Source organism: Priestia sp. RMT2NF4 (genome assembly GCF_047872835.1).
GTDB lineage: Bacteria > Bacillota > Bacilli > Bacillales > Bacillaceae_H > Priestia > Priestia zanthoxyli.
This window is the reverse complement of record NZ_JBLQZO010000017.1, coordinates 1-25,480: the sequence shown is the minus strand read 5'-3', so window position 1 is coordinate 25,480 and position 25,480 is coordinate 1. Positions and strand designations below refer to the sequence as shown.

Genomic DNA, 25,480 nt, shown 5'->3' with positions numbered 1-25,480 from the left:
AATGGAGAAATACAGACATAAGGTGACAGTGGATGAAGAAACAGAGGCATACATTCAAGAGTATATGAAGGAACATAAACTTCGTTTTGCTTCAGAAGCGATTATTGATATTTGTGAGAAATATAGAAAGATTCAAGAGCAAGAATGGTCATTGAAATATATTTCTGAAGTCGTCGGCAATAGCCTACATGATGTCATAAAAGAAGAACTAAAAAAGATTCGTCTTGGAGCAAACAGTGCCGATAAAAACACACAAATTTTAATTGAGTATATGAATGGATTATTTGCTCATCATGGTTTTAAAGGACTTATGACGACAAGTATGAGGGAAATGGATAGTACACGAATTGCGAGAGAAGTTGTCGAAAATCGGATTGCTCATCAACGTCAAAAGAAGGTTGATGCAGAAGAATCAAGAGGGAAACAACCATCTCATTGATGGATTTATATAAAGATAGATTTAAACATGTAGAGGAGGAATGGAGTATGTTTTTTAACAAAGATTTAGTGTTAGCTTCGATTAAAGCTGTAGGGGAGGATCATGCCATTGTACAGTATCAAGACAAAGAGGTAGAGGTGAATTTAAGTCCAGAAGAAGCGAAGGAGTTTCACCAATATGTGGTGCATCAAGAAAATATGTTGGTGCCAATGAATATCAAAACACAGAAGCTTTTTGTGGATTTAGAAGAACCTTGGTATGAACAAGAATTAGAAGAGCTTAAGGGGATCTCCTATCAAGAAGAGGAGGACGAAAATGAGTAAAACGTATGCGAAAAAAACCGTTGAGGATAAGCGTAAAGAGGTTGAAGAGTTAACGAAAGGGATGGAACAAAAAGTCGAGCAGCATTTTCATTCTGCCGAAGATTTAAAAGACTACTTATCTTTCATGGGTAAGTTTTATCAATACTCCATGTCAAATACAGCGCTGATTCAAGAACAGTTTTTTGGTGCTCAAGCTGTTGGATCATTTAAATTTTGGAAAGACAAAGGCTTCTCTGTCAATAAAGGAGAGAAGGGTATTAAAATTCTTGTGCCAAACAAAACCGTACCCAAATTTAAAGATGAAAATGGGAAATTAAAATCTATTAATAAAGCCACTCCTCAGGAAAAGAAACTGATACAGGAAGGAAAAAAAGAAGTCACCCAAGGCCGACTGTACTTTTCAGTCGGCCATGTTTTCGACGTGGCGCAAACGAACGCAAAAGCGAGTGATTTACCTAAGATTTTTCCAAATCGTTGGTTAGAAGGCAATGTAGAGGATTACAAGGCACTCTATAAAGGAATGGAAGCTATTGCTGAAAAGAATGGTATTTCCATCATTGCTCCTAAAGAAGAACTAGGAAGCGCAAAGGGCGTATCTTACACGTTAACAAAAGAAGTGGCGCTAAATCCTCGTAATTCAGAAAAGCAAAATGTAAAAACAATGCTTCATGAACTCACGCATGCCAAACTTCATACAAAGGACACATATCTAAACTATACAGCTGCGGAAAAAGAATTTCAGGCAGAAATGACAGCTTATACAGTTTCATCTTATTTTGGGATCGACACCAGTTCTTATTCGTTGGATTACCTCTCAAATTGGACAAAAGGAAAGACCTTTGAGGATAAAACAAAACTTTTAAAAGAAGTACATGAAACATCAGTTGGCTTTATTGAAACAATAGAAGAAACGTTGGTAAAAGAACGAGAAAAAAATCGGTCACCAGAAAAAAACGATGAAAAGCAGCAGCAAGTAGATCCTCTTTCATCTGAAAATGTACAAGAAAAAATGAAAGAAGGATATGAAGATTATAAACAAAAACAGCAACAGGAATCGGTACAAAATGTAGATAGCATATTAGATCGTGTCACGGCTGAAGAAAAGTATTATTCAACCAAAACACAAGCGATTAAAAATGGATGGATGACAAAGGAAGAAGTCGTAAAACTTGAGCATCAGATTGATTCAACTATGACTAAAAACGAGAAGGGGATCATCAATGGTCAAGTTCAAGAACAATCTCTTACTTTTCAAGAGCGTGTTGAAGTGGGTAATCACATGCAATTCCAAAAACGTACAGGCACCGTCAAAAAGAAAAAAGACGAACAGGAACTCGAAAGGTAAGGGAGCGTAAAAAGCTCTCTTTTTTATTGCCCAAATACTATCTAAATGGAGGAAGAATGATGAAAAAAATTACATCTCTTTCAAATGACCAATTTAAAACGATTATTTCTGATAAACGAGAATTAAAGAAGTTTATGAAACATCCACAGAATGAAAAAATCGAGGCAGATTGGGCCAATATGAGTGGTGAACAGCTGCAAGACATTCCTTCTGGTGCTGTTTACTTAACACAATCAGCTATAGGGGAAGAAAAACCGCAGGTTTTGTTTGTTTCCACCGATGAAAGAGGACAAAAACAAGCCTATGAAAGTGAAGCAACACTTGATTTTTTAAAGAGTCATGATGTGAACCCTGTTTTAGAGAAAGATCGAGAAACGCAGCTCAAAACAAGCTATATTACGTTTTTACAGGCTCATGATAAAGAGAAACCTCAAGATATTGATAGCATGTTAGCCCGTGTGAATGCAGAAAACGATTATGTCATGTTGAAATCAAGTGCTTTAAAGGAAAAGCAGTTCACCCCTGACCAATTGAAAGGAATGGAAAATGAACTTTCTCATCAGTTTCAAGCACGAAAACAGGCACAAGAAAAGGATCAATATCAAGAAGATTACAAACAAGAAGTACTAGAAGTTATGCAGCAGCCTAGTGAAGAAACACAGTATAAGCAGCTATTTAAACAAAGCTTGTTAACTCAATTAGGCATATCAGATGAAAAAGATTCTTCTAAAGAAGCGAAAAAAGAAGCTGAAGCAGAAAAAGCTCCTGTCGAAAAGCAGCTCAAGCAAGAAACACCTCAAGAGAAAGAGCAGCGTTTGGCCAAAATGAAGGAGTTTGAACAAAAGCATTCCTTTGATAAGGTGTACAAATTAAAAAAAGAAGTGCTGCAGGAATTAAAAGAGCTTAATTTGACTGATTCTCAACGTGAGAAGTTAACCAAGCTTGAAAAGGCTTTGGACACAGAGAAAAAGGATCATGACAAGCAGAAAAAAGAAGAGAAATCACAGAATGGATTTACAAAGTTTTTTGCACGGAACAGTGGGGCATTTTCCCCAAAAAAACGGGACCAGACACAAGAAATGGAACGTTAAAAAAAGCAAAAGTTTAGACAGAATGGGAGGGCTGAAAAGCCCTCTTTTTTCATAGGGTGAAAGAGAAGGAGGGATTAGGTGGGAGAACGAAAACACGTCAATGAGGGGGAAGTCATGAAAGCACGAGATGTTGATTTGTTGTCGTATCTGGAAGCCAAAGGCGAAACCTTTGTAAAAGAGGGCAAGTATTACCGTCATACGGAACATGATAGCTTACTCATCAAAGGGAACATGTACGCTTGGAATAGCCGAAATGAAAAAGGATATGGAGCAATCAGTTTCGCTCAAATGTATTATGGGATGTCTTTTCCACAAGCTGTATTAGATATCAATAAAGGTGATTATAAGGAGCTTTCTCAGTCACATGAGCAACCGTCGGTTTTACCATCAAAAGAGCCTTTTCGCTATCCAAAAGAGTTAGAAGTAAAGGATCAAAGCAAAGTAAAAGATTATCTCATAAAAGAACGTAAAATAGATCCTCGATTAGTTAACTGGCTCCTTCAAAAAGATTTAATCGCCCAGGACAAACGAAACAATGTCGTGTTTAAATGGCGTGAGCATGGAGGTAAAGGAAAAGTGATTGGGGCAGATCGCCAAGGAACAGCTTCAATAAAAAATAAACGAGGTTCTTTTAAACAAGTCTTACCGAACGATAACCCACATACAGGTTTTTCAGTTGATGTTGGTCGCCCAAACAAGATTCATTTCTTTGAAAGCCCAATTGACCTTCTTTCTTATTGGAGTATACAGGAGACTCAGTTGCAGAATACACGCCTTATTAGTATGAATGGCTTAAAACCTAAAACCGTTGCTCAGTCTTATATTGAAGCTCGAAGAGAAGGCTTAAGCATTAAAGAAATGGTGTTAGCTGTTGATAATGACCAAGGAGGAAAAGAATTTATTGACAAAATGCACCAAATCGTTAATGCTGATTTAATAAGAGTAGATATTCCAAAGGGAGCGAAAGATTGGAACGAGGAGTTAAAGAAGAATGGAAAAAGCATTCAACCTGTGGCATCACGTCTCCGGAATAAACAAACAGAACAGGAGCTTTCAATGAATGGATAAAGTGTTTCAAAGTGTATTTTATCTTTTTCTTATCATCATTTTATTTAAGCTTTCTCAATTTGCTTACCGTGTCTTTCGTGAACGGAAGTATATGAAAGAGCTAGCCCAATCAGGCATGCCCTATATTGATAAAATGGATGGTTATCAGTTCGAAATCTATCTGAAAGCACTTTTTCAGCAATTAGGTTATAAACCTCAAGTCACGCAAAAGTCTGGTGATTTTGGAGCTGACTTGGTGATGAAAGGCAAAGATAAGATTGTCATTCAAGCCAAAAGGTATGGAGTTAAAAATCGGGTGAGTCTTTCGGCTGTACAAGAAGTTTATGGGGCAAAAGCTTATTATAAAGCGAATCAAGCGTGGGTTGTGACCAATAGTTATTTTACAAAACAAGCAAAAGAGCTTGCAGCTGCATGTGATGTGACTTTAGTGGATCGTGCGGATCTTCAAAAGTTTATCAATGAAGTCAATCCTGTTTTCAAGGCACGAGAAATCTTTGAAAATATCACACCAGAACCTCGTAAGTGTCCGAAATGTGGGCAGGATCTAGTCGTACGAGATGGGAATGGTACTCGTTTTTTTGGCTGTTCCTCTTTCCCTTCTTGTCGTCATACAGAGAAAATTAATAAGGAAGTAAGTAAGAGCAGACCTTCAGTATAATAAGGTCTGTTTTTTCTTGCTCTAAAAAGGAGCCGATGTTATGAGTTCATATACCATTTATAAAACGTTATGTGATGTAGTCGATCAAGCTTACCCTTTGGAAAGTTATCCTGATAATAAATTTAAAAAGTTCTTTATCGATATCAAAGTAAAAGAAATGAAGTCTATTCATGGACGATATTATCCAGATAAGCGAAATATTGAAATCTTTAACCTTTCAAGACCTAATGGGCACATTATTGCGACGACTCTACATGAAGTCGCTCATCATATTGATTGCTGCATTCGCAAAAAAAGTGATCACTCAAAGACTTTTTATGAGATTTTTCATCAGTTACTTGTAACAGCTATTGGAATGGGGATTATATCAAAACAGGATATCTTTACAGTACGTGATAATACAGATAAGAAATGGCTAGAAAAGTATTTTGGTGAGATCGACGAATGGGATATTTCAACTTTAGATTATAAGCAAAATTCCTGCTTTATCAAGGTATATCAGTCCTTTTCTATTAAAGAGAAACTGAAAAATCGGGGCTATAAATATAGCTCCTTAGATCAAGCTTGGGTGAAGGAAATGAGTGTTTCTGAAGCTGAAGAAGAAAAACAAATTGTAACTAAATGGATTGAAGAAAAGAATATCCAAATAGAACAGGCCAATACGATCAAAATCGAGTCTTATTATTATTTATGTGTGTCCAATTGTTACGATCATAAAGCTTACTTAAAAGAAAACGGCTTTTTGTGGAATGGTTATGGAATGAAAAAGGCTTGGGTCAAAAAGATCCCTTCACAATCTTTAAAATCAGAAGAAGCAAAACTCCTTAAGCTGCCTAATATTAAATTAAAAGTAGCAGCAAAGAAATGACTCTTTTTCTAGGAGCTGAAATTTGCATCGAATGAGCAGTTATACGCAAAACAAAAGTTAATTTCGTCAGAGAGCGTTTCTCTGCATGTCAAAATCGTCGATTAACTAGATTTTTATTTATAAATGATTGTAACGAAAAAGCACTTTCTAATTGGAAGGTGCTTTTTTCGTTTCTTATAAAAATATAAAAAAGAGGAGAGTTTTTATGAAGGACATTTTTATGAAATCAATGACCATTCTTACATTATTAATGGTCGCATTATGTGGAGTAAATCAAGGAAAAACAGAAGCAGCAAGTAAACCGGCGAATCAAGATTTGATTATTATTAACAAGTACTACAACAAGCTTGCGTATTTTCATAATGGTTATATTGAAATCGTTGATCCAGTAGCAACGGGAAAAACATGGGACAAAACACCAGCTGGCTTTTTTAAAGTCGTGAACAAGATTAAAAACCGTCCTTATTATACAGGACATATTCCTGGGGGCGATCCTCGCAATCCATTAGGGAAACGTTGGTTAGGGTTAAATGCAAACGGTACGTATGGTGATACATACGGCATTCATGGTAATAACAATGAAAGTAGCATTGGAAAATACGTGAGTCAAGGTTGCGTGAGAATGCATAATGCAGACATCGAAAAGCTTTATGATAAAGTCCAAGTGGGTACACCGGTTGCGATTACGTATTCCTATAAGAGCTTTGTTGATCTTACAAGCGTATATGGATATAAATTCAAAGGCTATAAAATGAAAAACAATTAATTACTAAGCAGCATTCCGTATTTATTACGGGATGCTGCTTTTTCTTTGTCTTCTTTCCATATAGCCCTTATCATAGAAATAGATGAAAAATATGGTGAAGGAGGATATGATTATGCGAGCAAAAATTGAAAGGGCTAAACACGTGTTAATGTTTAAAGCTACAGGGGAGTTTTATGCACATGAGGTAAATAAAGATAAATTGAAAATGGGCTTTTTTATCTGTCCTTCTTGTGAAGTCAGAGTCCATTATAAACACGATCATTTCTTTTCCCGTGAACATACACGAAATTGCACCTTTGTGAAGGAACAATTTAAGAAAAAAGCCTACTAGGTAAATGAAGATTCAATGATTTTATATGGAACTAAGGAGAAAAGGGGGGAAACGATATGAAAAATCATGTTTATCAAAATGGACGCTTAATTCAAACGAATAAAAAGTTTTCCGCATTAAAGCAAAAGCAGAAAGAATGGATAACGAACGAATTAAAACAACGTTATATTAGTGCGATCAACTACCCTCATACCAAATTAAACCCCAAGAAACGAGACCGAGTATTAGATGAAGTTTATGATCTTATTGTAGCGAAGGATACATGGATACCTTTTCATGAAGTGAAAAAACATTACTTTAGAAAAATCCCTTCTTTTATAAGCAGTCATCGAAAAATGATGGAAAAGCAAAAAGACGAGGAAACTGAGTAATTATTTTTAAAGGGGAGTATCTAATGAATGTAGAAATAGGGTTTCTTCGGAAAAGTTATATAAGTGAAGTTCCAGCAGACGGTGATTTTTTTCCATTTGGAATAGATGGAGAAGGATCTTATATCATAGAGTACTACGAAAGCCAAGAGTTAGATCAAGAGTTAGATATAGAAGTCTTTTTTGACAATTGGATGGCACAGTTAAACAGATTTCCCATATACACACTTTTTTCATATGGGAAAGTCGATGAAGAAGAAATAGATCATACATTTTCATCTGCTAATATTGAGTATGTAAAACTTAAAATAAAAAGGAAACGCTTTATTAAATCTAAAGTACAAGACAATAAGCAATTTGAAATTGTTATGTCTTACTTATATAGACAAGGAAGTATCAATGATTTTGCTGATTGGTCTCTTTCTGAAGACTTATTTAGCTTTGACAAACGAGATATGAAAACCTTATTTGGGAGAAGAAAAGTTCATATGCCCGTTGTTACACTTCAAAAAGACTCTACAATGTTTTGGATTTGTCATGATGGAAGCTCTGTTATTTCCATTTCTAATGACAGCCTATTTTCTACATTTGATTCAATTATTAGCTCCTTTCCAACAGGTGTTAAAGGAATTAAATCTGAGTATGAAGAGTAATTTCAGATTGTATATCGCATTCACTACTAGTTAACATAGTTCAGGTTCTCCGAAATAAAAAGCCTTTGTAATTTACAAAGGCTTTTTATTATAGATAGTTCAAGAAGGTACACCTTTTTAGACAATAGGAAAACTAATGAAAAACCGTCTTTTTATCTTCTGAAATAAACCTTATTGTACGTATAAAAAGTAATTTACCTTTATAGACGATATGTCATATTCAATTTTAGTTAACATAATAGGTACCCTTAATACCTCGAAAACCTAACTCAACCACTGGTTTATATAGCAGTTTACCAAAAACAACCAAGATTATCGTGCTTGTTTTCCTAACTTCGTCTATATTGGGAGTGAAGGAGGAGAGGCGAATGGATTTAGGAGATAAATTAAAAAAACTTCGAAAAGAGCACAATTATTCTCAACAACAGTTGGCAGAGAAACTACATGTAACTGCACAAGCTATTTCAAAATGGGAAAACAATAAGTCGGTCCCAGATATTATTAACCTTGTTCAATTAAGTGAAGTATATGATAGCAGTTTAGATTATCTAATAAAACCAGATAAACAGTTGCAAAAGAAGCTATCTATAAACAATATACGTCTAAAAATATTTAATTTTTTTGTAGTAGCTTTCATTTTAGTCATGGTCTTTGTCACTAGCATGTTAATAAAGGCTCAGTTTTTTATGTCTCAACATAGCTTAGGCGGGTGGTTAATTGTTGGATCAGGCTTATTATTGATTATTTTTACATTTTTAAGTCTGTATTGCTACATAGTAAAGAAAAAGTACTTTATATTCCTCTGGAGTGCCTTTTTAATGTTAGGATGCATCGTATTCGTGGGAATATTTTATGATTATATTATCGAGTTGTTATTTCCTTTATAAAAATGCTGTAAAAACAACAAACCACTTTGTTTAATAAAGTGGTTTGTTGTTTTAGTTCACATAATGTTAATTACCGACATCAATATAATTATTCAATAAAGGAGATCGTACATGTTGTACCTTCGTCTAAGATACTGTTTACTTCTATTTTTCCTCCATGAGCTTGTATAATTTCATTCGAAATGGTCATTCCTAGGCCTGTACTACCTTTTCTTTCTAGCGAATCTGAGCCTATATAATAACGATTGAACAAATTTTTAATTGTTACTTCGTCCATACCTATTCCATTATCTTGTACAATAATATGAATTAAAGATACTCCTTGGTTATTGTTTTTCTTTTGAATAGATATACGAATAATAGTACTTGGAGAATTATGCTTTACCGCATTACTAATAAGGTTAATCATTGCCCTTTTAAACAGCTTTGGATCTACTTTCCTATAAATAGCCTCAAACGTTGGTTCATAACTAAACTCGTATTGATTTTCTACCTGAGGATCATTTGCAACCTCTACAATAGCTTGTCGAATTAATTCCACTAAGTTACATAACTCTAATTTCATAGGCAGCGCATTATTTTTCAACTGGAAGGTTAAGTTGAAATCTTCTACTAATCTTTCCATATAGTCCATACGTCCATGAATAATGCTGGAGAATTCCCTGATCTCTTTAGAGCTCCATCTATAATCTTTATTAGCTAATAGCGCAGCATATCCTTTTACTACAGATATAGGTGTTTTTAGGTCATGGGAAATACCGGTCATCCACTCTTCCCTTGTTTTCTCTAATTTCTTTCTTTCTAAATCACTGCTTTTTAAAGTGTCTGTGAGTTTATGAAGATCAGCTATTACATCATCATAAACTTTATAAGTTTGTTTTAGCTGTCCATTAATCCTTTGACTAGCAGGGATTCCTTTATTTCCTTTCGGCTCTTCTAATTTGTTATTTGCAAGATTTTGCAGCCAACTTGATATATGCAATAAAGGAGATCCAAACAACTTTCCAAAAATAAAAGCGACCATTACTACAGCTAACAGGCAGATAACACCTAACATAACCATAAACTGAATCTGATATTTAATGGGTACAGAATTGCTTGAAACGTCCTTAAGAACAAAGTCCATATAAGTAGAGGAAACAAATATGCATAGTGTAATAACGAATGTAAGAAAGCACAAGAAAATAAGAAATTGTTTAGCTAGCTTATTTCGTAAATTCATCTTTTTAACTCTCTTCCTATTAACTTATAACCTAGCCCTCTAACTGTCACAATTATCTTAGGATCACTTGGATCTTTTTCAATTTTCTCTCGAAGTCGTCTGATATGTACCATGACTGTATGCGTATCGCCGTAACTATCCATGCCCCAGATATGTTCATACAATTGATTTTTGGTGAAAATTTTATTGGGGTGCTCGCAAAGAAAGCAAAGAAGTTGAAATTCTTTCGCTGGACATTCCACCTCTATTCCTCGTACTACTAATTGGGCAGAATCTACATATAGACTAAAATCGGTATAATGATAAACCTGTTGTATAATCGGTTCTTTACTTCGTTCGTTCATATTCAAACGTTTTAATTGGGCCTTAATACGCGCTACAATCTCTAAAGGATTAAAAGGCTTAGTAACGTAGTCATCTCCACCAAAATTAAAGCCAGTAAGCTTATCCAAGTCTGTATTTTTAGCAGTCAAAAAGATAACAGGTGCATCTGTATAATTCCGAAGTTCTCTACATGTCTCAAAACCGTCTCTATCCGGCAACATAACATCCAGAATAATAATGTGGGGTCTTATGACCTTACATATATCTACTGCCTCTTTCGAAGATATTGCTGTGAAAATATTGATTAGGTTTTCTTTTCTCAATGTTACAGTTAACAATCTTAGGATTTCTTCATTATCATCAACAAGAAGAATCTTAGGTTCCATGTTTCTCCCCTACCTTAAAAGCACTTTTTCTTCCATCATAGTCATCCCTCTTTTGGTAAATCAATAGATAATAGCACCTTAATGTCTAATTTTAATAAAGTTTAACTTCTGTTTAACTTCACTTTTTTGTCCGTTTAACTTCACTTAGTAAGCTGTAAAAGAGGTGAGAGTAGATGACAAATTATGTTGTAGAAACAGAACAGTTAACCAAAAAATATAAAGAACAAACAATTGTAAACAAAATACACTTGAAAGTAAAAGAAGGTGATATATATGGTTTTTTAGGTCCCAACGGGGCAGGGAAAACCACCACTATAAGAATGTTGTTGGGATTAGCAACTCCTACTAGTGGCAACATCCGTATATTTGATCTTCCCCTTCTAACAAGAAGAATAGATATTTTAAAAAATGTAGGATCTTTAGTTGAGTCGCCGTCTTATTATGGACATCTAACAGGATATGAGAACCTAGCTTCACTTGCTCGTATATTACAAGTACCGCGGAAAAGAATTGAAGAAGTTTTAGAGATTGTAAGGCTTTCAAAAGTAGCGAATCGTCTTGTGAAAAACTATTCATTAGGAATGAAACAACGTTTGGGTATTGCTGCAGCTTTACTTTCCAAACCTAAATTATTAATACTTGATGAACCAACAAATGGATTAGACCCTTCAGGTATACAAGAAATAAGAGAATTAATTAAGGAACTACCCGTAAAGTATGGGATGACCGTCATTGTCTCTAGCCATCTCCTTAGTGAAATTGATCAAATGGCTACTCAAGTAGGAATTATTAATAAAGGACAGTTACTGTTTCAGGATTCTATTGAAATGTTAAGAAAGAAAAGTGAACTCTCCTTAAAAATTGGAACCGATAATCTGGAAGGGGCAAAGAAATTTCTACAGCAAAAAGGAATTATAACAACGCTAAAAGAGGAATACTTGTGGACACCATCAACGGCTAAAGAAGCCGTTTCAATTATTAATTGTGAATTGATTTCAGCTGGCTATGATGTATATGAACTTACGTACTATAAACCGTCTTTGGAACAAATCTTTTTAGAGATAACTGGAAAGGAAAAAAGCCTATGATACGACATATGATAAGAGCAGATATTATGAAATCGAGACGTACCGTATTAGTTCTTATAGTTTTTTTAGCACCTTTGCTTACATTTCTCTATGAGTGTACTAATTTCTTATTGCGTATAGAAGTAATGATTAATCAAGCAGAAGAGAAACAAACAGGTTTATGGCAAATCTTTTTATATGATAAACAATTTATATTAAGCTTAACAATTCCTTTAAGTATCACATTGGCTGCCTCAGTAATAGCCAATACTGAACATCAAGGGAATGCCTGGAAGCAACTTCTAGCCCTTCCCATTAAACGAAGTTCTATATTTGTAGGAAAGTTTGCGTTGCTATTTTTAGCTATCTGTCTCTCGGGAGTAGTGAGCTATTTTGCTTACCTGCTTTTTGGTTTGTTCTTTGAGTTGGGTAGTGATATTCCTTGGGTGCAACTTTTAGGGGATAGCCTACTGCCTTTTTTATGTTCTATTCCTATAATGGTATTTCAGTTGTACCTTTCGATAAGAATTAAAAATCAATCATTTGCTATTTTAATAGGTGCTCTCTCGTCAATGGCTGGTTTATTTTTCGCTCTAAATCCCTTAACTAAATGGATTCCATGGGCTTATCCGTTAAATGGATCTACAATTCGCCTTAATTATCGTACACAACACCTTATTTTAAACCCCGATTTAATGTATGTACTAGTCTGCTCTTTTGTTATAGGAATATTTTTATTAATTGTAGCTGCATGGTTATTTGCACGAAAGAAAGAGGTGTAAATAAAATGATTATACTAAAAGCGTTAATGTACGAAGAATGGTTTAAAATGAAACGCTCTAAAATATGGTTACTAGTAGGATTAGGACCCACAATCGGCGTTCTATTTGCATGGTTTAACTTTCAAGCAAACTATGATGTATTTATGAACGATATTGGTGACAATGAATGGATAGAAGCATGGACACAAGTACAAATTTTTTATTCACCGTTAATATTACCTGTTATAACAGGGGTATATGCTTCCATGCTATGTCGTCTCGAGTATATGAATGGAGGGTGGAAGCAACTTTTGGCATTGCCTATAAGAAGAGAGACTGTTTTTATCTCTAAATTACTAACTATATTCGTCTTACTGGCTCTGACTCAAGTTATTCTCCTTCTTTTATTTATCTTAGGTGGCTTCAGTATAGATATGAAAGATCAAATTCCTCTTTCTTCGCTTTTAATATTTGTTGTAAGAGGGTGGGTTGCTGCACTTCCATTAGCTACAGCTCAGCTAGCATTATCTTTACGCTGGCATAACTTTGGTACTCCATTAGGAATGAACATTGCCTTTTCTCTACCGTCAATCTTAATTGCTAACTCAACGTTTGGCCAATTTTACCCTTGGGCCCAACCGTTGTTAGCCATGTCACCAGCAGATGAGAGCCCTATTCCATCTAATTTTATATTTTTCCTAATATTAAGCACTTTCTTGATTTTTAGCTTATTAATAGGGCTACGAACTATAAAGAATACTACTTATAACTAAAATCTTAAAGTTACTAACCCGTAGGGTTTCTTAACTGAAAAATATATATCACATAAAAACGAATTAGATGAGCAAACTACAAAAGAGCGTGGAAACTCCATCCATGTAAAATCCTTTTTTCTTTTTGCACAAAACAGCTATCCTATGCGAGTAGGATAGCTGTTTCATTTGCTGTTAGTATATTTTTTAGGAAGTAGGAACAAAGTGTAATCGAATACCTTCCGACATTGGTATTTCTAACCCACTTTATTTAATGAAAAGCTACTGTTGAGTCACAGTAGCTTTTCTATTACATACTGTATATGATATGTAACTCTAGTTTATATAAGCCCAAGTATGTTTAGTTTATCTTTCTACTATATCATTAAGTAAAACTAAACATACTTTATTAAAAATAGTTATAGCATTTACCTACCTTGTAGAAAAACACTTTATTTGTCGTCACTAAGAGTAAATGATAAAACTTTAATTTTTATAAGTTAGTTTGTTCATTTACTTCTTTACATAAAATAAATTATCACTTTATTTTAGATTGAATTTACATTATTAAATATATATTAATAATAAATACTTTAAAATTTTCTATTTAGTTATTATGAATATAGTAATTACTTAAAAGGAAAGTAGAAGGTAGATTAGTATATGATAAGGAGTAAAAATCGTCTTTTGTTCTCAATAAGTGAAATTAATAAAACATTGATCTTCAGAAGTTCATTTTTGTCTTTTCTCTAATAAAATAAATTATTAATCACTATCATTTCTCTTTGATCGATTAGTTATTAATTATGTAGTGCTATTTTTTTATCTAATTGAAGACATATAAAAAATATCTAAAAGGCAGTAGGAGCGTAATCATGCATATTACATATTATTCTATGTCTCATTTCCTCTATCAACCTTGCATAAAAAGAGTGCAAAAGGGAATACTGTTTGCAAAAGAGAAAAGATAAAGGGGTTGGCGTTTTATGGAAAATTATGTACTTAACGGAATAGATCGAGTTGATCCAGATTTACGTGATGAAATGTTGGCTGAATTGTTTTTAGATCAAGTTATAAAGGACTTTAAAAAAAGGAAAATCCTTAAGGAAATTGATCATTCCTTAAAAAATAAAGATAAAGAAGCTTTTTTACGTTTAACAGAGGAACTTAAATCTGTATCTTAATAAAAACGATACAATAATATAGAAGAAACTCATCAAAAAGAAGCCCTGTCATATAAAGACTAAGGCTTCTTTTTATTTTACATTTATATATATCTTTTTATAGTGAATTAAAATTGTAATGAGAACCTATGAGTTCCAGTACAAAAATGCCCAGAAATTTCGTGTCAAAAATTAATTACTAATTATTTAATACTTGGATAGATGCAGTAAATCCATCCTTTTCGGAAAACGTTAAATTAACTTGTAAATGTTCAGCGACGAACTGGTGATAGTCCTGTAAATATACTGCAACAGCATCAATAATGTCTTGTTCATGCAATCGCGCTGTACGTCCTAATGCTGAAGTAGAAGCAGCAAGCCCAAGAGAAGGATGAAACTCCAAATCCACTTCCACCTGTTCAGGTTCAATTCTTTCTTTTACCGCAGTATAAATACAAATACTATCCACAAGATCTTGTTCATTAAATAGTACTTCCATTTTAAATTTCTCCTTAATATCTTCTTCTTGTAAAGATGTTTTTAATTACCCAAATGATGACTAAAATCACAAGTATATCTACAAGAATTCCTAAAAAAGAAAATCCATTTGAAGCATTATTTCCATATGCACCATTATAATTTCCTCCAAATGGATGAAGCATATGGCCTAAAAATGCACCTGTTCCAAAAGCTGCAGCATGAGTCAGGATACTTTTTGTTCGTGAAGGCGGGGCCTGGTTATATGTCGTATGAGAATTAGAACGTGATGGCGTTCTTGTAACGTTGCTTGATGGGGACTTATATCCAGAATGATAAGTTCCACTCGAATATGTGCCCCTACTTGAATGAGAGCTGAACGAAGAACTGTGACTGAAAGAACTATGCCCACTAAACCCCTTTGCCTGAGCAACATTTGGTAAAGCTATTGCAAATATTAACATGAAAATTAAGGTCAATTTTTTCATTACAATTACTCCTGTCTTTACTAATATATTACAACTAATTTTTAAGAAAGTTTCTTTCCCAAAGGGGTTATTTAGATGTTACTATATCACTTAATTTATAGATTTCTACTAATTTCATCTATTTTTAATGTAATTTTAAGGTGAATTTTAGGGACCATCAATAATTTTGTGTAAATGCGAATTTCCTTTTCTTATAGACGTTATTCACTAGTTTGTTTTAAACATCATTTGTAGCTCTGCGCGAGCTTGATCGAAACCAATATGACATCTTGTCGCAAAGCGCTGATTATACTGGTCAAACTGAGAAACGAGGAAGCGTTCAAGTGAATCTTCGTTAAAGAATTGTTCCTTACGCTTACTATATTTCTTGATTTGTTTATTAAACGACTCAATGAGAATAGAAGAAACTCGTCAAAAAAAAGCCTTAGCTTTAATGAGCAAAGGCTTTAAAATTTCATTCAGGCTTTAGAATAATCCTTAAATTTCTTCGAAATATAAACACAGAGAGTGATTTAATCATGCAAATAGTAAACATTCATAACAAAGACTTATTTACCTGAAGTTTTTTAACTTAGAAGTAAAACCGGCAAAATTTTATACTTCTAACTTGCGAAAGAACTGAGGTAAATGTTCTTTATGGGCTTCTAGCATCTCATCCACAATTTCTTTTGCGATTGTATCAGAAGGAGTGAGGGGATTAATGGTCAAAGCAAGAATTACTTTATTATAATCTCCTGTAACTGCGGCTTCTGCTGATACTCTTTCAAAGGATTTAATTTGTTGTACCAATCCCCGTACTTGCACCGGTAGATCTCCTATTACAATTGGTTTAGGACCATCTTTTGTAATGATACAACTTACTTCTACCGCAGAGTCATTCGGAATACTCGCAATAGCTCCATTATTTCTTGTATTAACTGGCTGAATATCTCGTTTATCTGTGTAGATAGAAGTAATTAAACGAACAGCTGCATCCGAGTAGTATGCTCCACCTCGTTTTTCTAACTGCGGTGGTTTAATAGCTAAATTTGGATCTTTATATAGTTCAAATAACTCTTCCTCTAGCTTTTGAACAACTTCAGCACGGGTGCCTTCTGCTTGTGAATTCTTTAAATCCTTTTCAATCATATCGTTCGTTTTGTAATAATACATATGATAAGGGCATGTGAGAACATCAAGTGATTTGATAAACTCTGGTTCCCAACCTAGACCTTCAACATTTTTTACGAAACTACTGTTAGCTGGGTCTGTTAATAAATCGATGACTTTATCCTTAACGCTTTCGCCATCTACGTACACATCTAAACCATAGACCATATGATTTAGTCCAGCGAAATCAATACGAATACGAGAATGATCGACATCTAATAATTTTGCAATACCCATTTCCATTCCAATTGGAACATTACATAGGCCTACCACTTTTTTAATATTAGAGTACCGTAATACTGCTTCAGTTACCATACCGGCAGGGTTTGTAAAGTTAATTAACCATGCATTAGGGCATAGTTCTTCTATATCCTTGCAGATATCTAAAATAACTGGTATTGTACGTAAGCCTTTAAATAATCCTCCCGGACCATTTGTCTCTTGTCCAAGAACTCCATATTTTAGAGGAATTCTTTCGTCCTTTGCACGAGCCTCAAGTAATCCTACCCGAAATTGGGTTGTGACAAAATCAGCATCTTTCAACGCTTTTTTTCTATCAAGAGTTAAATGAACATCAATTGGAAGACCTGCTTTTTCAATCATGCGCTTTGCCAGGTTTCCTACAATCTCTAACTTTTCTTTTCCTGCTTCAATATCTACTAACCATAATTCACTTACTGGTAATTCATTATATCGCTTGATAAAACCTTCTACTAATTCAGGTGTATAGCTGGATCCTCCACCAATCGTTACAATTTTAATACCTTTTGTCATTATCTTAAGCACCTCCATATAATGTATCAACGTTCTTTTGTTCGTTATCCGAATAAACGGAGTAAGCATTTAAAATAGAAATATTCGTTTAATCTGATTAGTCCTTTAGCTTTCTTAATCTATAAAGGAGTAGAAGAGAGATTAAACTTTATAAAATGATTCTATCTATACTGAGTAAAGGCGTAAATACATCAAACACATTTAGGTTTTTATCACACGAGAAGGAATTTGTTACATACATGTAACGTTTTGTTTCACTAATTAGATATAGTAACATGCTTAAAAAAGAGTAAAATAAAAGCAAGCAATATCTTTTTTAATCGAGGGAGAGTTATACATGTTTACAGCTGAAATGATTGCTTCGTTAAATGAATTAGAAACATCTTTATATAATTACATTTGTAAAAATGAGGACAAAGTGGCTTATATGCGAATCCGTGAACTTGCAGATGAGACTCATGTATCCACTTCTACCATTTTGCGTTTTTGTAGGAAATTGAATTGTGAGGGATTTTCAGAATTTAAAACGAAGATTAAATTACATCTCGAAGAAACTAAAAAGACAACTATAAAAAGTGTCGAACATTCTGTATTGGAATTTTTCGATAGAATATCACAGGGTAATATAGATGAAAATATTAAAAAGGCTGCACACTTAGTAGCAGAATCAAATAATGTACTCTTTATAGGTACAGGAAGCTCAGGGATTATGGCTGAATATGGAGCACGATATTTTTCAAGCGTAGGTAAATTTTCAATGTATATAAATGATTCATACTTCCCTATTCATGCAAAGCTCCTCTCCAATAGTGTGGCGGTAGCTCTTTCTGTATCTGGAGAAACTCCTGTTATCATTACGCATATTAATCAATTAAAAGAGCAAGGAATTAAGGTTATCAGTATTACTAACAGTAAATACTCAACTATTTCTAAAATATCTGATATAAATATCCCGTATTATGTAACAGAAGAGAGATTTGAAACTTCGCTTGGAAAAACTACTTGTTATGAAACGGAGGAGCAATTTAAATATTCTGATATAACTACACAAGTACCAGTTGTCTATATTTTGGAATCGATAGCCCGTGAAATATATAAATTAAAGGGATAGTACATCGGAGGACAAATCCAGAAGTAATAATATAAAAATCCCTTCTCAATTGAGAGGGGATTTTTATGTAAGACGGGAAGTTAGTCATACCTTATGCAGTAAAAAAGCTGCACCGTATGAGTTGTTTGCTCTCTCGGTAAACACGAACCTTGTGCCAGCTATACAAAAAGATTTTTTACTTCTATTTAGGATCCATCTCATCTTCAGCTCTCATCTTTTTTCCCTGTTAAGAGTCGATGATTTTTCAATGGGATAAGGGTGGAATCTTCCCTATTTGCCAGCCAAACTCCTGAAAGTACCAAAAATATTCCTAGCAATGTAATAGCATTTAAAACTCCCTTTAAAAATAGGGATATCTCAAGTCGCTGAACTACTGAATATAACTGAACCTAGTGGATATAGGTATTTGAAAATGATTGATAAGGATAAAAATAAGCAAGAGGAACGATGGGCGCTCCTTGTCCTTTATCAATATATGCCATTGTTCCATTCGTCAATTGAATCGATTGGGTTTCCATGTGAACGTCACTTTCCTTTCCAAACCATTTAAATGACTTTTGTTTCTCCGCCATTAATCGAGTAACTTGCATGGATGGTTGAGCTTAATGAATGGGATACTGAACAATATTTATCCATGGAAAGCTGGATGGCACGAATGACCTTCTCTTCAGGGAGGTCTCCTTCTAATTCGTAATGAATATGGATTTCTGTAAATTTTTTCGGATGGTCGTCTGCCCGTTGACCCTCCACATCCATGTGAAATTTAGTAGGATTCAACCGCATTTTTGTCAAAATAGAGATAATATCAATTCCCGTACAGCCCGCAACCGCATTAAGGAGTAATTCAGTCGGTCTTGCCCCGCTATTCGTACCTCCTACTTCTTCGGAAGCATCCATTTTGATTTCATGACCGGATGGTGTTGTACTCGAAAATGCCATTTTTCCTATCCAATCTATTTTTGTCTTCATTAGTTTGCCCCCCCTCTTTTTTCTAAGTAAATATTAATATGTAGTCATTTATCATTTTAGTCCAATTCATCTAATAATGTCCCCAATTAGCTTGGATTTTAAACTCTTTGTTTATAAAAAGAAAAAAAGCAGACGTTCAAATAGATATTGAAGGAAAAGTATCTATTTGAACATCTAGGGAAGATGAAATTAGTAAGTATATGGACGAATAGAATGGAGTGTTACGTGGGAAAGTAGTGTTTTAAGAAGCGTATTGCATGGGCGAGAACACTAGAACAAATACGATCAACATTATTAATAGGAAGGAAAATCAATAATACAATGAACAAACTATACGAAACCTTAATGAATCACCGATCTATCCGTAGCTACACGGATCAACCGGTCAGCGAACAAGAACTGAACCTAATTATTAATTCTGTGCAAGCAGCTCCGTCCTCCATCAATGGGCAGCAGGTGTCTGTCATAAGTGTTCAGGATCGCGAAACAAAAGAAAAAATCGCTGAACTGACCGGAAACCAGCCCTGGGTCGCACAAGCACCCGTGTTCTTGTTGTTTTGCGCTGATTTTTTCAGAGCAAAAATCGCAGCAGAATTGAACGGAGAAAATCTGGCTATTACTGAAAGTCTGGAGTCTATCTTGGTAGGAGCGACTGACGTTGGCTTGGCAATGGGTAATGCAATTGCTGTAGCTGAATCGTTAGGACTAGGCATTGTACCCATTGGAGGAGCGAGAAACAAGCCGCTGGAGTTGATTGAGCTGCTTGGGATTCCTGAATATGTCTTTCCTGTATCCGGACTTGTCGTTGGACACCCTGCTGATCTCTCCGCGAAGAAGCCACGTTTGCCGCAAAAGGCAATCTGGCATAAAGAACGGTACGACACCGACTTGGAAGGCCTTATTAAGGAATATGATCAAACAATCTCTACTTACATGAAGAAACGCACGAATGGGAAAGAAACAAGAGGTTGGAGTCAAACAATATCCTCCTTCTATAACCACATTTATTATACGGAAGTGAGACAGATGTTGGAGCAGCAAGGATACGATTTCAAATAATAACATTGGTGGAAACATAAAACATAAGCGTTATCCAATATTAATAGAAAAAACTCGTCAAAAGAAGCCTTTGCTCAAATAAACAAAGGCTTCTTTTGACGAGTTTATAAAGTACTTTTAGACTCTAACCAAAGTAAAAATAAGGTAATTTTCGCAGGAGAAGAAGTTCAATTTCCGTGTTAATATTTGTGGAATGAAAATAGGTAAGAATTTAAGGTTCTGCTAAAAAATTACTTTTTCTTCTTTTTTAAATCATGAAATGGATTTAAACCTTAAAATCTTTACATCTTGAATGAACACTCTTTCTTTTGTAGATATATCCAATTTTGCTGACTTTACGATTATCTCTGCATCTTTCACAGATTGTATGACTATAAAACCTTTAACTATTTTACCGTTCTTTAATATAGAGTAGTCTACCTTAAACATTTTTAATTTATTTTTTAACATGATAATTATCTCCACATACTTATAGAATACTTGTACTAGAAACCAATTTTTATACAGCTGTTTTTTTATCTAATTGAGATTCTATGTATTTCATTTCTTTATTTTGGTGGCTTCCTGTAGATATACTGTTTTAAATCCATTTTTTACTGACCAAACATAAAAAACAAGAGACAAACATACAATGATAAGCATGTCCCAAACGTATGGAATAACGTTTATTCCACCAAACTTTTCACTTCCTAAATATGAAATAACTATCATACATAGTAAGTATGCAACCATCTAAAGTCCGGATTTAAAGTTTTGGCGGAACCCTTTCTAGTTCTATTGTCCCTCATTCTGATTAATACGAGACCAAACGACAACCGGAATAACTACTAATGAAAAAGTGGCCCCGACAAATGAAAGAGTCGCATAACTAGAATGAGCTATAACCATGCCTGACAAACCTCCACCTAATGCTCCCGATAAAGCGATTACAACATAAATAGAACCTTGAATCTTTGCACGAGTAGATGGATGAGTTGCATCAATAATAATTGCTGTACCACTAATCAAACCAAAATTTCATTCTTGCTGTAAAATGTCTTTTGAAAATTTTCTCTGCATCAACTAATCCCTTCAATTATTCAATTAATTTATTGAACAATTGTATTATAAGCATGTTGTTATTAAATTACAACTTATATTAATATAAATTCTCTAATGAAGGAAATGGACACAGTGAATACAGTAACGTTAAAAGATACAAAAACAGGGGAACATCCTCAATTCCCTGCAGATGATGTATTTATTTACGTGGGTACACTTCCGTTAAATGGTGCGTTCAAAAACTTAGATATAACCAATGAAGAAGGTTATGTAGTGACGGATGAAGCAATGGCTACAAAGATTCCTGGTATTTATGCAGCTGGAGATATCCTTGATAAGACCCTGCGCCAAATTGTCACAGCTACGGATGATGGATCAATTGCAGCTAAAAGCGTCCAACATTATATTGAAAACCTTGAGAGTTGATAATGTGTTGGGTGGGTGACAATTATTAAAGGTGTATATAGAGTAGATCGTACCAAATAATGGTCGTTCTATTTAGTTGAAAAGTGCTAGTAAGTATGCTAATGTATAGTTTGTACCAAACGGTAGGTACAAATCATTATACTTTACTGCTTTTCATAACCATTAAAATAAGATCTCGAAATCTTGAGATCAGTATAGGTAGTACTTCTATTCTTTATGATCGAAAACTTTTACGATAAAAGCAGTAAATCATAAAAATCAATTCTAATGGCTACAATAAAGCGAAAAATAATTATCTTAAGGAGTGTTTGACTTGGCTAATATGCAGACGAATGCCAATGTTGTTTGGCATAATGGAGTAAAAGGAAATGGAGTGCTTAAAACAGAATTTCTTGATGCTAAGGTTGCTATCCCTACAGTATTAGGTGGTAGTGGGAATGGAGCATTCCCAAAAGAAGTTCTTGTAGCTTCTGTAACAACTTGTTATACAGCTGTACTTGTATCTATGATTGAATCAAGAGAACTTCCTGTAGTAGAAATAAGCGTACATTCTGAAGCATCGATATCTGATGAAGAATTTAAAATTATCCACCACCCTCACATGGTTTTATCAGAGAATGCAACAGATAAACAAGTTCAATCCGCAGAACGATTATTTGCAGCAGCTGATAAAGGGTGTGTTGTAGGCAACTTATTAAAAAAAGCTGACGTAAAGATCGAGGTTCAAGGAGAAATCTCTACAACATAACTTAGATTATAAAGGGTAGCGTTAAGCTCCCCTTTATCTATAGAAGATGTTTTAATATAGGAAACACTTATAGGGTAAACAAGTAATATTGTTCAATTTATGTATTCATATACCTTGTGTCACTATGAATGACATATAATTAATGGTAAGCAAAGCATCAATTTGTTATTGTGCCAAGGCAGTCTTTGGGCATAAATAAGGAATCATCAAATGAAAGAAATTGAGGATTTAACTTCTATTATTCATCTAGATCAGGTCAATGCATATAACGTAGAAGAAGTAGTAGATAAATACTCGATTTTAACCGTAACATTCTTACTTTTATTTGTAGAAGGAAATGAATCTTTGAGAGCAGCATATTTTGTTGGTTTAGAGAATAGAGGAAATTTATAATATGTATTATGAGTAGTAGGAATGACACGCCAGTGAATTTTAACCAAATCATAACATTAGATATAGACACCAAATGGATACTTTCAATAGATTGTGAACTATATATTGTTAACCAGAAAGGTTATACATTAGTAAGTATAAACAGACTATGATAGTATTCATTTATTTCTACTTACACTCATGCAAAAGGAATAAACGCGATTGAACTATTTTCACTGACATTGTATAACTGTGAGTAGTACTATTTAAACTAATGATTATAGTTTTTCGTTATTTTCTATTGGACATGTAGAAAATAGGTAAATTCACTAATAAGGGTGTGATTATAATATGTCTAAGCAACAAGAAATTCTCTCTATAGCAAAAGAAGTGATTCATTCTAAAGGATATCAAGCTACCTCTATTAGTGATATCCTAAGCGCTGCTAACATTGGTAAAGGACAGTTTTATCACTATTTTTCATCTAAGTATGACCTTGGCCTAACAGTTGTAGAAGACTTTGTTCAAGATTGGGATCAGAAATTGATTTTAGATATTCTTAAAGCAGATAACGATCCTGTATCCAAATTAAATAAGATGTTGGATTGGACTGTCAGCTATCATTCAGAAATGGATTCAAAAACTGGATGTCCTTTTGGAAACCTCGCAATTGAGATGAGCGAACACGATGAACATTTCCGATTAAAGATTCAACATTTTTTTGAACGTTGGATAGATGGAATTCAGCATGCGCTAAATGAAATGGTAGAAAAAAATTTATTTACTGACACCATTGATACCGAAAAACATGCTCAGGCTATCATTGCTATGATAGAAGGTGGAATTTTACTAATGAAGAGCCAGCAGGATATGAAATGGTTTTTAAATGTAGTGGACGTGATTCGTCTACAATATAATTTATCCTAATAGTAGGTATATACGTTGTTTTATTCTGTATCGGAAGGCAGGTACAGATATATAAACTGGAAGATGGCGAATAAGAAGATAAACAATAATCTGTTGTAAGAGCTTATTATTTTTTATCCTAAGCTACTCTGTTGTACTCTTATTTTAAATAAGGTAGATAACTTGTGGTTGGTAGTAACAATGAATCGGTACATCTATTGTGCTTTGTGAATGAAAATGGTGAATATTAGTCTTTTTATTTTAAAGATACAGGGTTGCATATTCAAAAAAAGCATGCTAATATAAAATTGTACCAACTGGTAGGTACAATAACTGGTTGTTGATAGGGGGAGGGTTACAATGATTACACCAACAGAACTGTATTATTCCAAAGACCATATTTGGATAAAAGTTAAAGATAATCGAGTACGTTTAGGTATTACAGATTATGCTCAAACAACGCTTGGTGAAATTGTTTTCTTAGACCTTCCAGAGGAAGGGAATTCATTAACGATAAACAATAGCTTTGGTGATGTGGAGTTCATTGAAACTACTCCGAACTTATAGCACCATTTAATAAAGTAAACACAGAATTAGAGGATAGTCCTGAATATGGAAATGAATCCCCTTATGATTAAGGATGGATGTTGGAAGTTCAAATGGATAATATAGATGATATCCAACATCTTATTATGCGTGCTAAAGAATACAAAGATTATGTACATGAAAAAACTGGAGGGAATCATGATGGAAAAATTACAATCAATGGATCAATTTGAGGAGTTAAAAAAAGCAGAGCGTGTTGTCTTTATGTTTTCAGCGGACTGGTGCCCAGACTGTCGGGCGATCGAGCCGATTTTGCCGGACATTGAAGCAAATTATTCAGAATATCAGTTTATTTATGTAGACCGGGATGAATTTATTGATTTGTGCATCGAACTGAATGTATTTGGTATTCCAAGTTTTATCGCTTATCACAACGGAGAAGAAGCAGGGCGGTTTGTTAGCAAGGCTCGGAAAACACAAGAAGAAATCGAAACATTTATTAACAGCTTGTCCGCTTAATCGTTGCTATGAAAAATAGGAATAATAATCATGAACAATGCTACTTTGTTGTACCATCATTTTAAATAAGGTAGGTTACTTGGTAAGTGATAGCAATAATAAATCTTTAGGTCTATTGTGCTTTGTAAATAAAAATGGTAAATATTGATCTTACTATTTTGAAAATAAAAGGTTGCATATACGAAAAAAGCATGATAGTATAAAATTGTACCAACTGGTAGGTACAATAACTGGTTGTTGATAGAAGGAGGGTTACAATGATTACACCAACAGAACTGTATTATTCCAAAGACCATATTTGGGTAAAAGTTGAAGATAATCGAGTACGTTTAGGTATTACAGATTATGCTCAAACAACGCTTGGTGAAATTGTTTTCTTAGACCTTCCAGAGGAAGGGAATTCATTAACGATAAACAATAGCT

29 protein-coding genes and 5 pseudogenes are annotated in these 25,480 nt (G+C 34.1%); 25 read left to right on the top strand and 9 right to left on the bottom strand.

From position 1 onward, the window contains the following. Position 1 precedes the first annotated feature (1 nt). The 12 genes and pseudogenes from ACMX9J_RS27145 to ACMX9J_RS27090 all read left to right on the top strand — a co-directional run bounded on the left by ACMX9J_RS27145 (position 2) and on the right by ACMX9J_RS27090 (position 8,797). Entirely contained in the window at positions 2–439 is a 438-nt protein-coding gene (locus ACMX9J_RS27145) for a hypothetical protein (RefSeq protein WP_061859913.1), read from the top strand. A 47-nt stretch (positions 440–486) separates the two neighbouring features. Then, positions 487–762, top strand: coding sequence for a hypothetical protein (locus ACMX9J_RS27140; RefSeq protein WP_043977016.1), 276 nt, complete (start codon positions 487–489; stop codon positions 760–762). Next, a pseudogene (locus ACMX9J_RS27135) lies at positions 755–1,834 on the top strand (ArdC-like ssDNA-binding domain-containing protein); the annotation flags it as partial. The gene ACMX9J_RS27140 and the pseudogene ACMX9J_RS27135, both read left to right, overlap by 8 nt. Before the next feature lie 332 nt (positions 1,835–2,166). After that, entirely contained in the window at positions 2,167–3,198 is a 1,032-nt protein-coding gene (locus ACMX9J_RS27130; RefSeq protein ID WP_416226429.1) for a hypothetical protein, read from the top strand. Between the two features lie 114 nt (positions 3,199–3,312). Next, positions 3,313–4,266, top strand: coding sequence for a toprim domain-containing protein (locus ACMX9J_RS27125; protein ID WP_416226440.1), 954 nt, complete (start codon positions 3,313–3,315; stop codon positions 4,264–4,266). Further along, the gene (locus ACMX9J_RS27120; RefSeq protein WP_098622461.1) at positions 4,259–4,924 is read left to right on the top strand and encodes a restriction endonuclease; all 666 of its coding nucleotides are present in this window, start codon (positions 4,259–4,261) and stop codon (positions 4,922–4,924) included. Before ACMX9J_RS27125 ends, ACMX9J_RS27120 begins: the two co-directional genes overlap by 8 nt. Before the next feature lie 40 nt (positions 4,925–4,964). Beyond that, positions 4,965–5,792: a hypothetical protein gene (locus ACMX9J_RS27115; RefSeq protein ID WP_416226428.1), complete on the top strand. Its 828-nt coding sequence runs from the start codon at positions 4,965–4,967 to the stop codon at positions 5,790–5,792. A 205-nt stretch (positions 5,793–5,997) separates the two neighbouring features. After that, positions 5,998–6,558: a L,D-transpeptidase gene (locus tag ACMX9J_RS27110; protein ID WP_416226427.1), complete on the top strand. Its 561-nt coding sequence runs from the start codon at positions 5,998–6,000 to the stop codon at positions 6,556–6,558. 112 nt (positions 6,559–6,670) lie between these two features. Next, positions 6,671–6,889, top strand: coding sequence for a hypothetical protein (locus tag ACMX9J_RS27105; protein WP_216877096.1), 219 nt, complete (start codon positions 6,671–6,673; stop codon positions 6,887–6,889). A 56-nt stretch (positions 6,890–6,945) separates the two neighbouring features. Beyond that, on the top strand, positions 6,946–7,260 hold the full coding sequence (locus tag ACMX9J_RS27100; RefSeq protein ID WP_221789571.1) for a hypothetical protein: 315 nt from the start codon (positions 6,946–6,948) through the stop codon (positions 7,258–7,260). Between the two features lie 23 nt (positions 7,261–7,283). Beyond that, positions 7,284–7,910: a hypothetical protein gene (locus ACMX9J_RS27095; protein ID WP_416226426.1), complete on the top strand. Its 627-nt coding sequence runs from the start codon at positions 7,284–7,286 to the stop codon at positions 7,908–7,910. 368 nt (positions 7,911–8,278) lie between these two features. Further along, the gene (locus ACMX9J_RS27090) at positions 8,279–8,797 is read left to right on the top strand and encodes a helix-turn-helix domain-containing protein (protein ID WP_416226425.1); all 519 of its coding nucleotides are present in this window, start codon (positions 8,279–8,281) and stop codon (positions 8,795–8,797) included. 88 nt (positions 8,798–8,885) lie between these two features. Here the strand turns inward: ACMX9J_RS27090 and ACMX9J_RS27085 are convergent, their stop codons facing one another. Together ACMX9J_RS27085 and ACMX9J_RS27080 are read right to left on the bottom strand one after the other, a co-directional pair. After that, entirely contained in the window at positions 8,886–10,019 is a 1,134-nt protein-coding gene (locus ACMX9J_RS27085) for a sensor histidine kinase (RefSeq protein WP_416226424.1), read from the bottom strand. Then, the gene (locus tag ACMX9J_RS27080) at positions 10,016–10,729 is read right to left on the bottom strand and encodes a response regulator transcription factor (RefSeq protein WP_416226423.1); all 714 of its coding nucleotides are present in this window, start codon (positions 10,727–10,729) and stop codon (positions 10,016–10,018) included. Before ACMX9J_RS27080 ends, ACMX9J_RS27085 begins: the two co-directional genes overlap by 4 nt. Positions 10,730–10,902: 173 nt before the next feature. Here ACMX9J_RS27080 and ACMX9J_RS27075 point away from each other — a divergent pair, with 173 nt between their 5' ends. The 4 genes from ACMX9J_RS27075 (at position 10,903) to ACMX9J_RS27060 (ending at position 14,493) form a co-directional block, all read left to right on the top strand. Next, on the top strand, positions 10,903–11,817 hold the full coding sequence (locus tag ACMX9J_RS27075; protein WP_416226422.1) for an ABC transporter ATP-binding protein: 915 nt from the start codon (positions 10,903–10,905) through the stop codon (positions 11,815–11,817). Then, the gene (locus ACMX9J_RS27070; RefSeq protein ID WP_416226421.1) at positions 11,814–12,578 is read left to right on the top strand and encodes an ABC transporter permease; all 765 of its coding nucleotides are present in this window, start codon (positions 11,814–11,816) and stop codon (positions 12,576–12,578) included. The genes ACMX9J_RS27075 and ACMX9J_RS27070 overlap by 4 nt, the downstream gene beginning before the upstream one ends. 5 nt (positions 12,579–12,583) lie before the next feature. After that, on the top strand, positions 12,584–13,330 hold the full coding sequence (locus ACMX9J_RS27065; RefSeq protein ID WP_416226420.1) for an ABC transporter permease: 747 nt from the start codon (positions 12,584–12,586) through the stop codon (positions 13,328–13,330). Positions 13,331–14,295: 965 nt separating this feature from the next. Further along, positions 14,296–14,493 (top strand): IDEAL domain-containing protein, encoded by a 198-nt coding sequence (locus tag ACMX9J_RS27060; RefSeq protein WP_322552610.1) that lies wholly within the window; start codon positions 14,296–14,298, stop codon positions 14,491–14,493. A 178-nt stretch (positions 14,494–14,671) separates the two neighbouring features. On the opposite strand, the gene ACMX9J_RS27055 is transcribed toward ACMX9J_RS27060, so the two are convergent. The 4 genes and pseudogenes from ACMX9J_RS27055 to ACMX9J_RS27040 all read right to left on the bottom strand — a co-directional run bounded on the left by ACMX9J_RS27055 (position 14,672) and on the right by ACMX9J_RS27040 (position 17,360). Further along, positions 14,672–14,971 carry a DUF2653 family protein gene (locus ACMX9J_RS27055; protein ID WP_322552609.1) on the bottom strand — a complete coding sequence of 100 codons (300 nt, stop codon included), beginning with the start codon at positions 14,969–14,971 and terminating at the stop codon, positions 14,672–14,674. Between the two features lie 13 nt (positions 14,972–14,984). Beyond that, the gene (locus ACMX9J_RS27050; RefSeq protein ID WP_416226419.1) at positions 14,985–15,437 is read right to left on the bottom strand and encodes a hypothetical protein; all 453 of its coding nucleotides are present in this window, start codon (positions 15,435–15,437) and stop codon (positions 14,985–14,987) included. Between the two features lie 207 nt (positions 15,438–15,644). Then, positions 15,645–15,842 (bottom strand): annotated as a pseudogene (locus ACMX9J_RS27045) (IS256 family transposase); the annotation flags it as partial. Positions 15,843–16,031: 189 nt separating this feature from the next. After that, positions 16,032–17,360 carry a 6-phospho-beta-glucosidase gene (locus ACMX9J_RS27040; protein ID WP_416226418.1) on the bottom strand — a complete coding sequence of 443 codons (1,329 nt, stop codon included), beginning with the start codon at positions 17,358–17,360 and terminating at the stop codon, positions 16,032–16,034. 337 nt (positions 17,361–17,697) lie between these two features. Between ACMX9J_RS27040 and ACMX9J_RS27035 the strand changes: the two genes are divergently transcribed. Next, positions 17,698–18,471: a MurR/RpiR family transcriptional regulator gene (locus ACMX9J_RS27035; RefSeq protein WP_416226417.1), complete on the top strand. Its 774-nt coding sequence runs from the start codon at positions 17,698–17,700 to the stop codon at positions 18,469–18,471. A 389-nt stretch (positions 18,472–18,860) separates the two neighbouring features. On the opposite strand, the gene ACMX9J_RS27030 is transcribed toward ACMX9J_RS27035, so the two are convergent. Together ACMX9J_RS27030 and ACMX9J_RS27025 are read right to left on the bottom strand one after the other, a co-directional pair. Continuing rightward, positions 18,861–18,989: a hypothetical protein gene (locus ACMX9J_RS27030; RefSeq protein ID WP_257139144.1), complete on the bottom strand. Its 129-nt coding sequence runs from the start codon at positions 18,987–18,989 to the stop codon at positions 18,861–18,863. 28 nt (positions 18,990–19,017) lie between these two features. Then, positions 19,018–19,440, bottom strand: coding sequence for an OsmC family protein (locus ACMX9J_RS27025; protein ID WP_098278527.1), 423 nt, complete (start codon positions 19,438–19,440; stop codon positions 19,018–19,020). A 321-nt stretch (positions 19,441–19,761) separates the two neighbouring features. On the opposite strand from ACMX9J_RS27025, the gene ACMX9J_RS27020 reads away from it, so the two are divergent. Next, a complete protein-coding gene (locus tag ACMX9J_RS27020; RefSeq protein ID WP_098278528.1) occupies positions 19,762–20,499 on the top strand; it encodes an NADPH-dependent oxidoreductase in 738 nt (245 codons plus the stop codon). A gap of 774 nt (positions 20,500–21,273) precedes the next feature. Here ACMX9J_RS27020 and ACMX9J_RS27015 read toward each other — a convergent pair. After that, positions 21,274–21,516: pseudogene (locus ACMX9J_RS27015) on the bottom strand (MFS transporter); the annotation flags it as partial. Between the two features lie 129 nt (positions 21,517–21,645). On the opposite strand from ACMX9J_RS27015, the pseudogene ACMX9J_RS27010 reads away from it, so the two are divergent. The 7 genes and pseudogenes from ACMX9J_RS27010 to ACMX9J_RS26980 form a co-directional block, all read left to right on the top strand. Further along, positions 21,646–21,966: pseudogene (locus ACMX9J_RS27010) on the top strand (NAD(P)/FAD-dependent oxidoreductase); the annotation flags it as partial. Between the two features lie 322 nt (positions 21,967–22,288). Continuing rightward, positions 22,289–22,714 (top strand): OsmC family protein, encoded by a 426-nt coding sequence (locus ACMX9J_RS27005; RefSeq protein ID WP_416226439.1) that lies wholly within the window; start codon positions 22,289–22,291, stop codon positions 22,712–22,714. Positions 22,715–22,924: 210 nt separating this feature from the next. Then, positions 22,925–23,107, top strand: a complete 183-nt coding sequence (locus ACMX9J_RS27000; protein WP_416226416.1) for a hypothetical protein — start codon at positions 22,925–22,927, stop codon at positions 23,105–23,107. Positions 23,108–23,437: 330 nt separating this feature from the next. Then, positions 23,438–24,013, top strand: coding sequence for a TetR/AcrR family transcriptional regulator (locus tag ACMX9J_RS26995; protein WP_416226415.1), 576 nt, complete (start codon positions 23,438–23,440; stop codon positions 24,011–24,013). 339 nt (positions 24,014–24,352) lie between these two features. Further along, positions 24,353–24,627, top strand: a pseudogene (locus tag ACMX9J_RS26990) (glycine cleavage system protein H); the annotation flags it as partial. Positions 24,628–24,739: 112 nt separating this feature from the next. Then, entirely contained in the window at positions 24,740–25,057 is a 318-nt protein-coding gene (locus tag ACMX9J_RS26985) for a thioredoxin family protein (protein WP_416226438.1), read from the top strand. A gap of 257 nt (positions 25,058–25,314) precedes the next feature. Further along, a partial coding sequence (locus ACMX9J_RS26980) for a glycine cleavage system protein H (RefSeq protein WP_416226437.1) occupies positions 25,315–25,480 on the top strand: 166 nt, incomplete at its 3' end.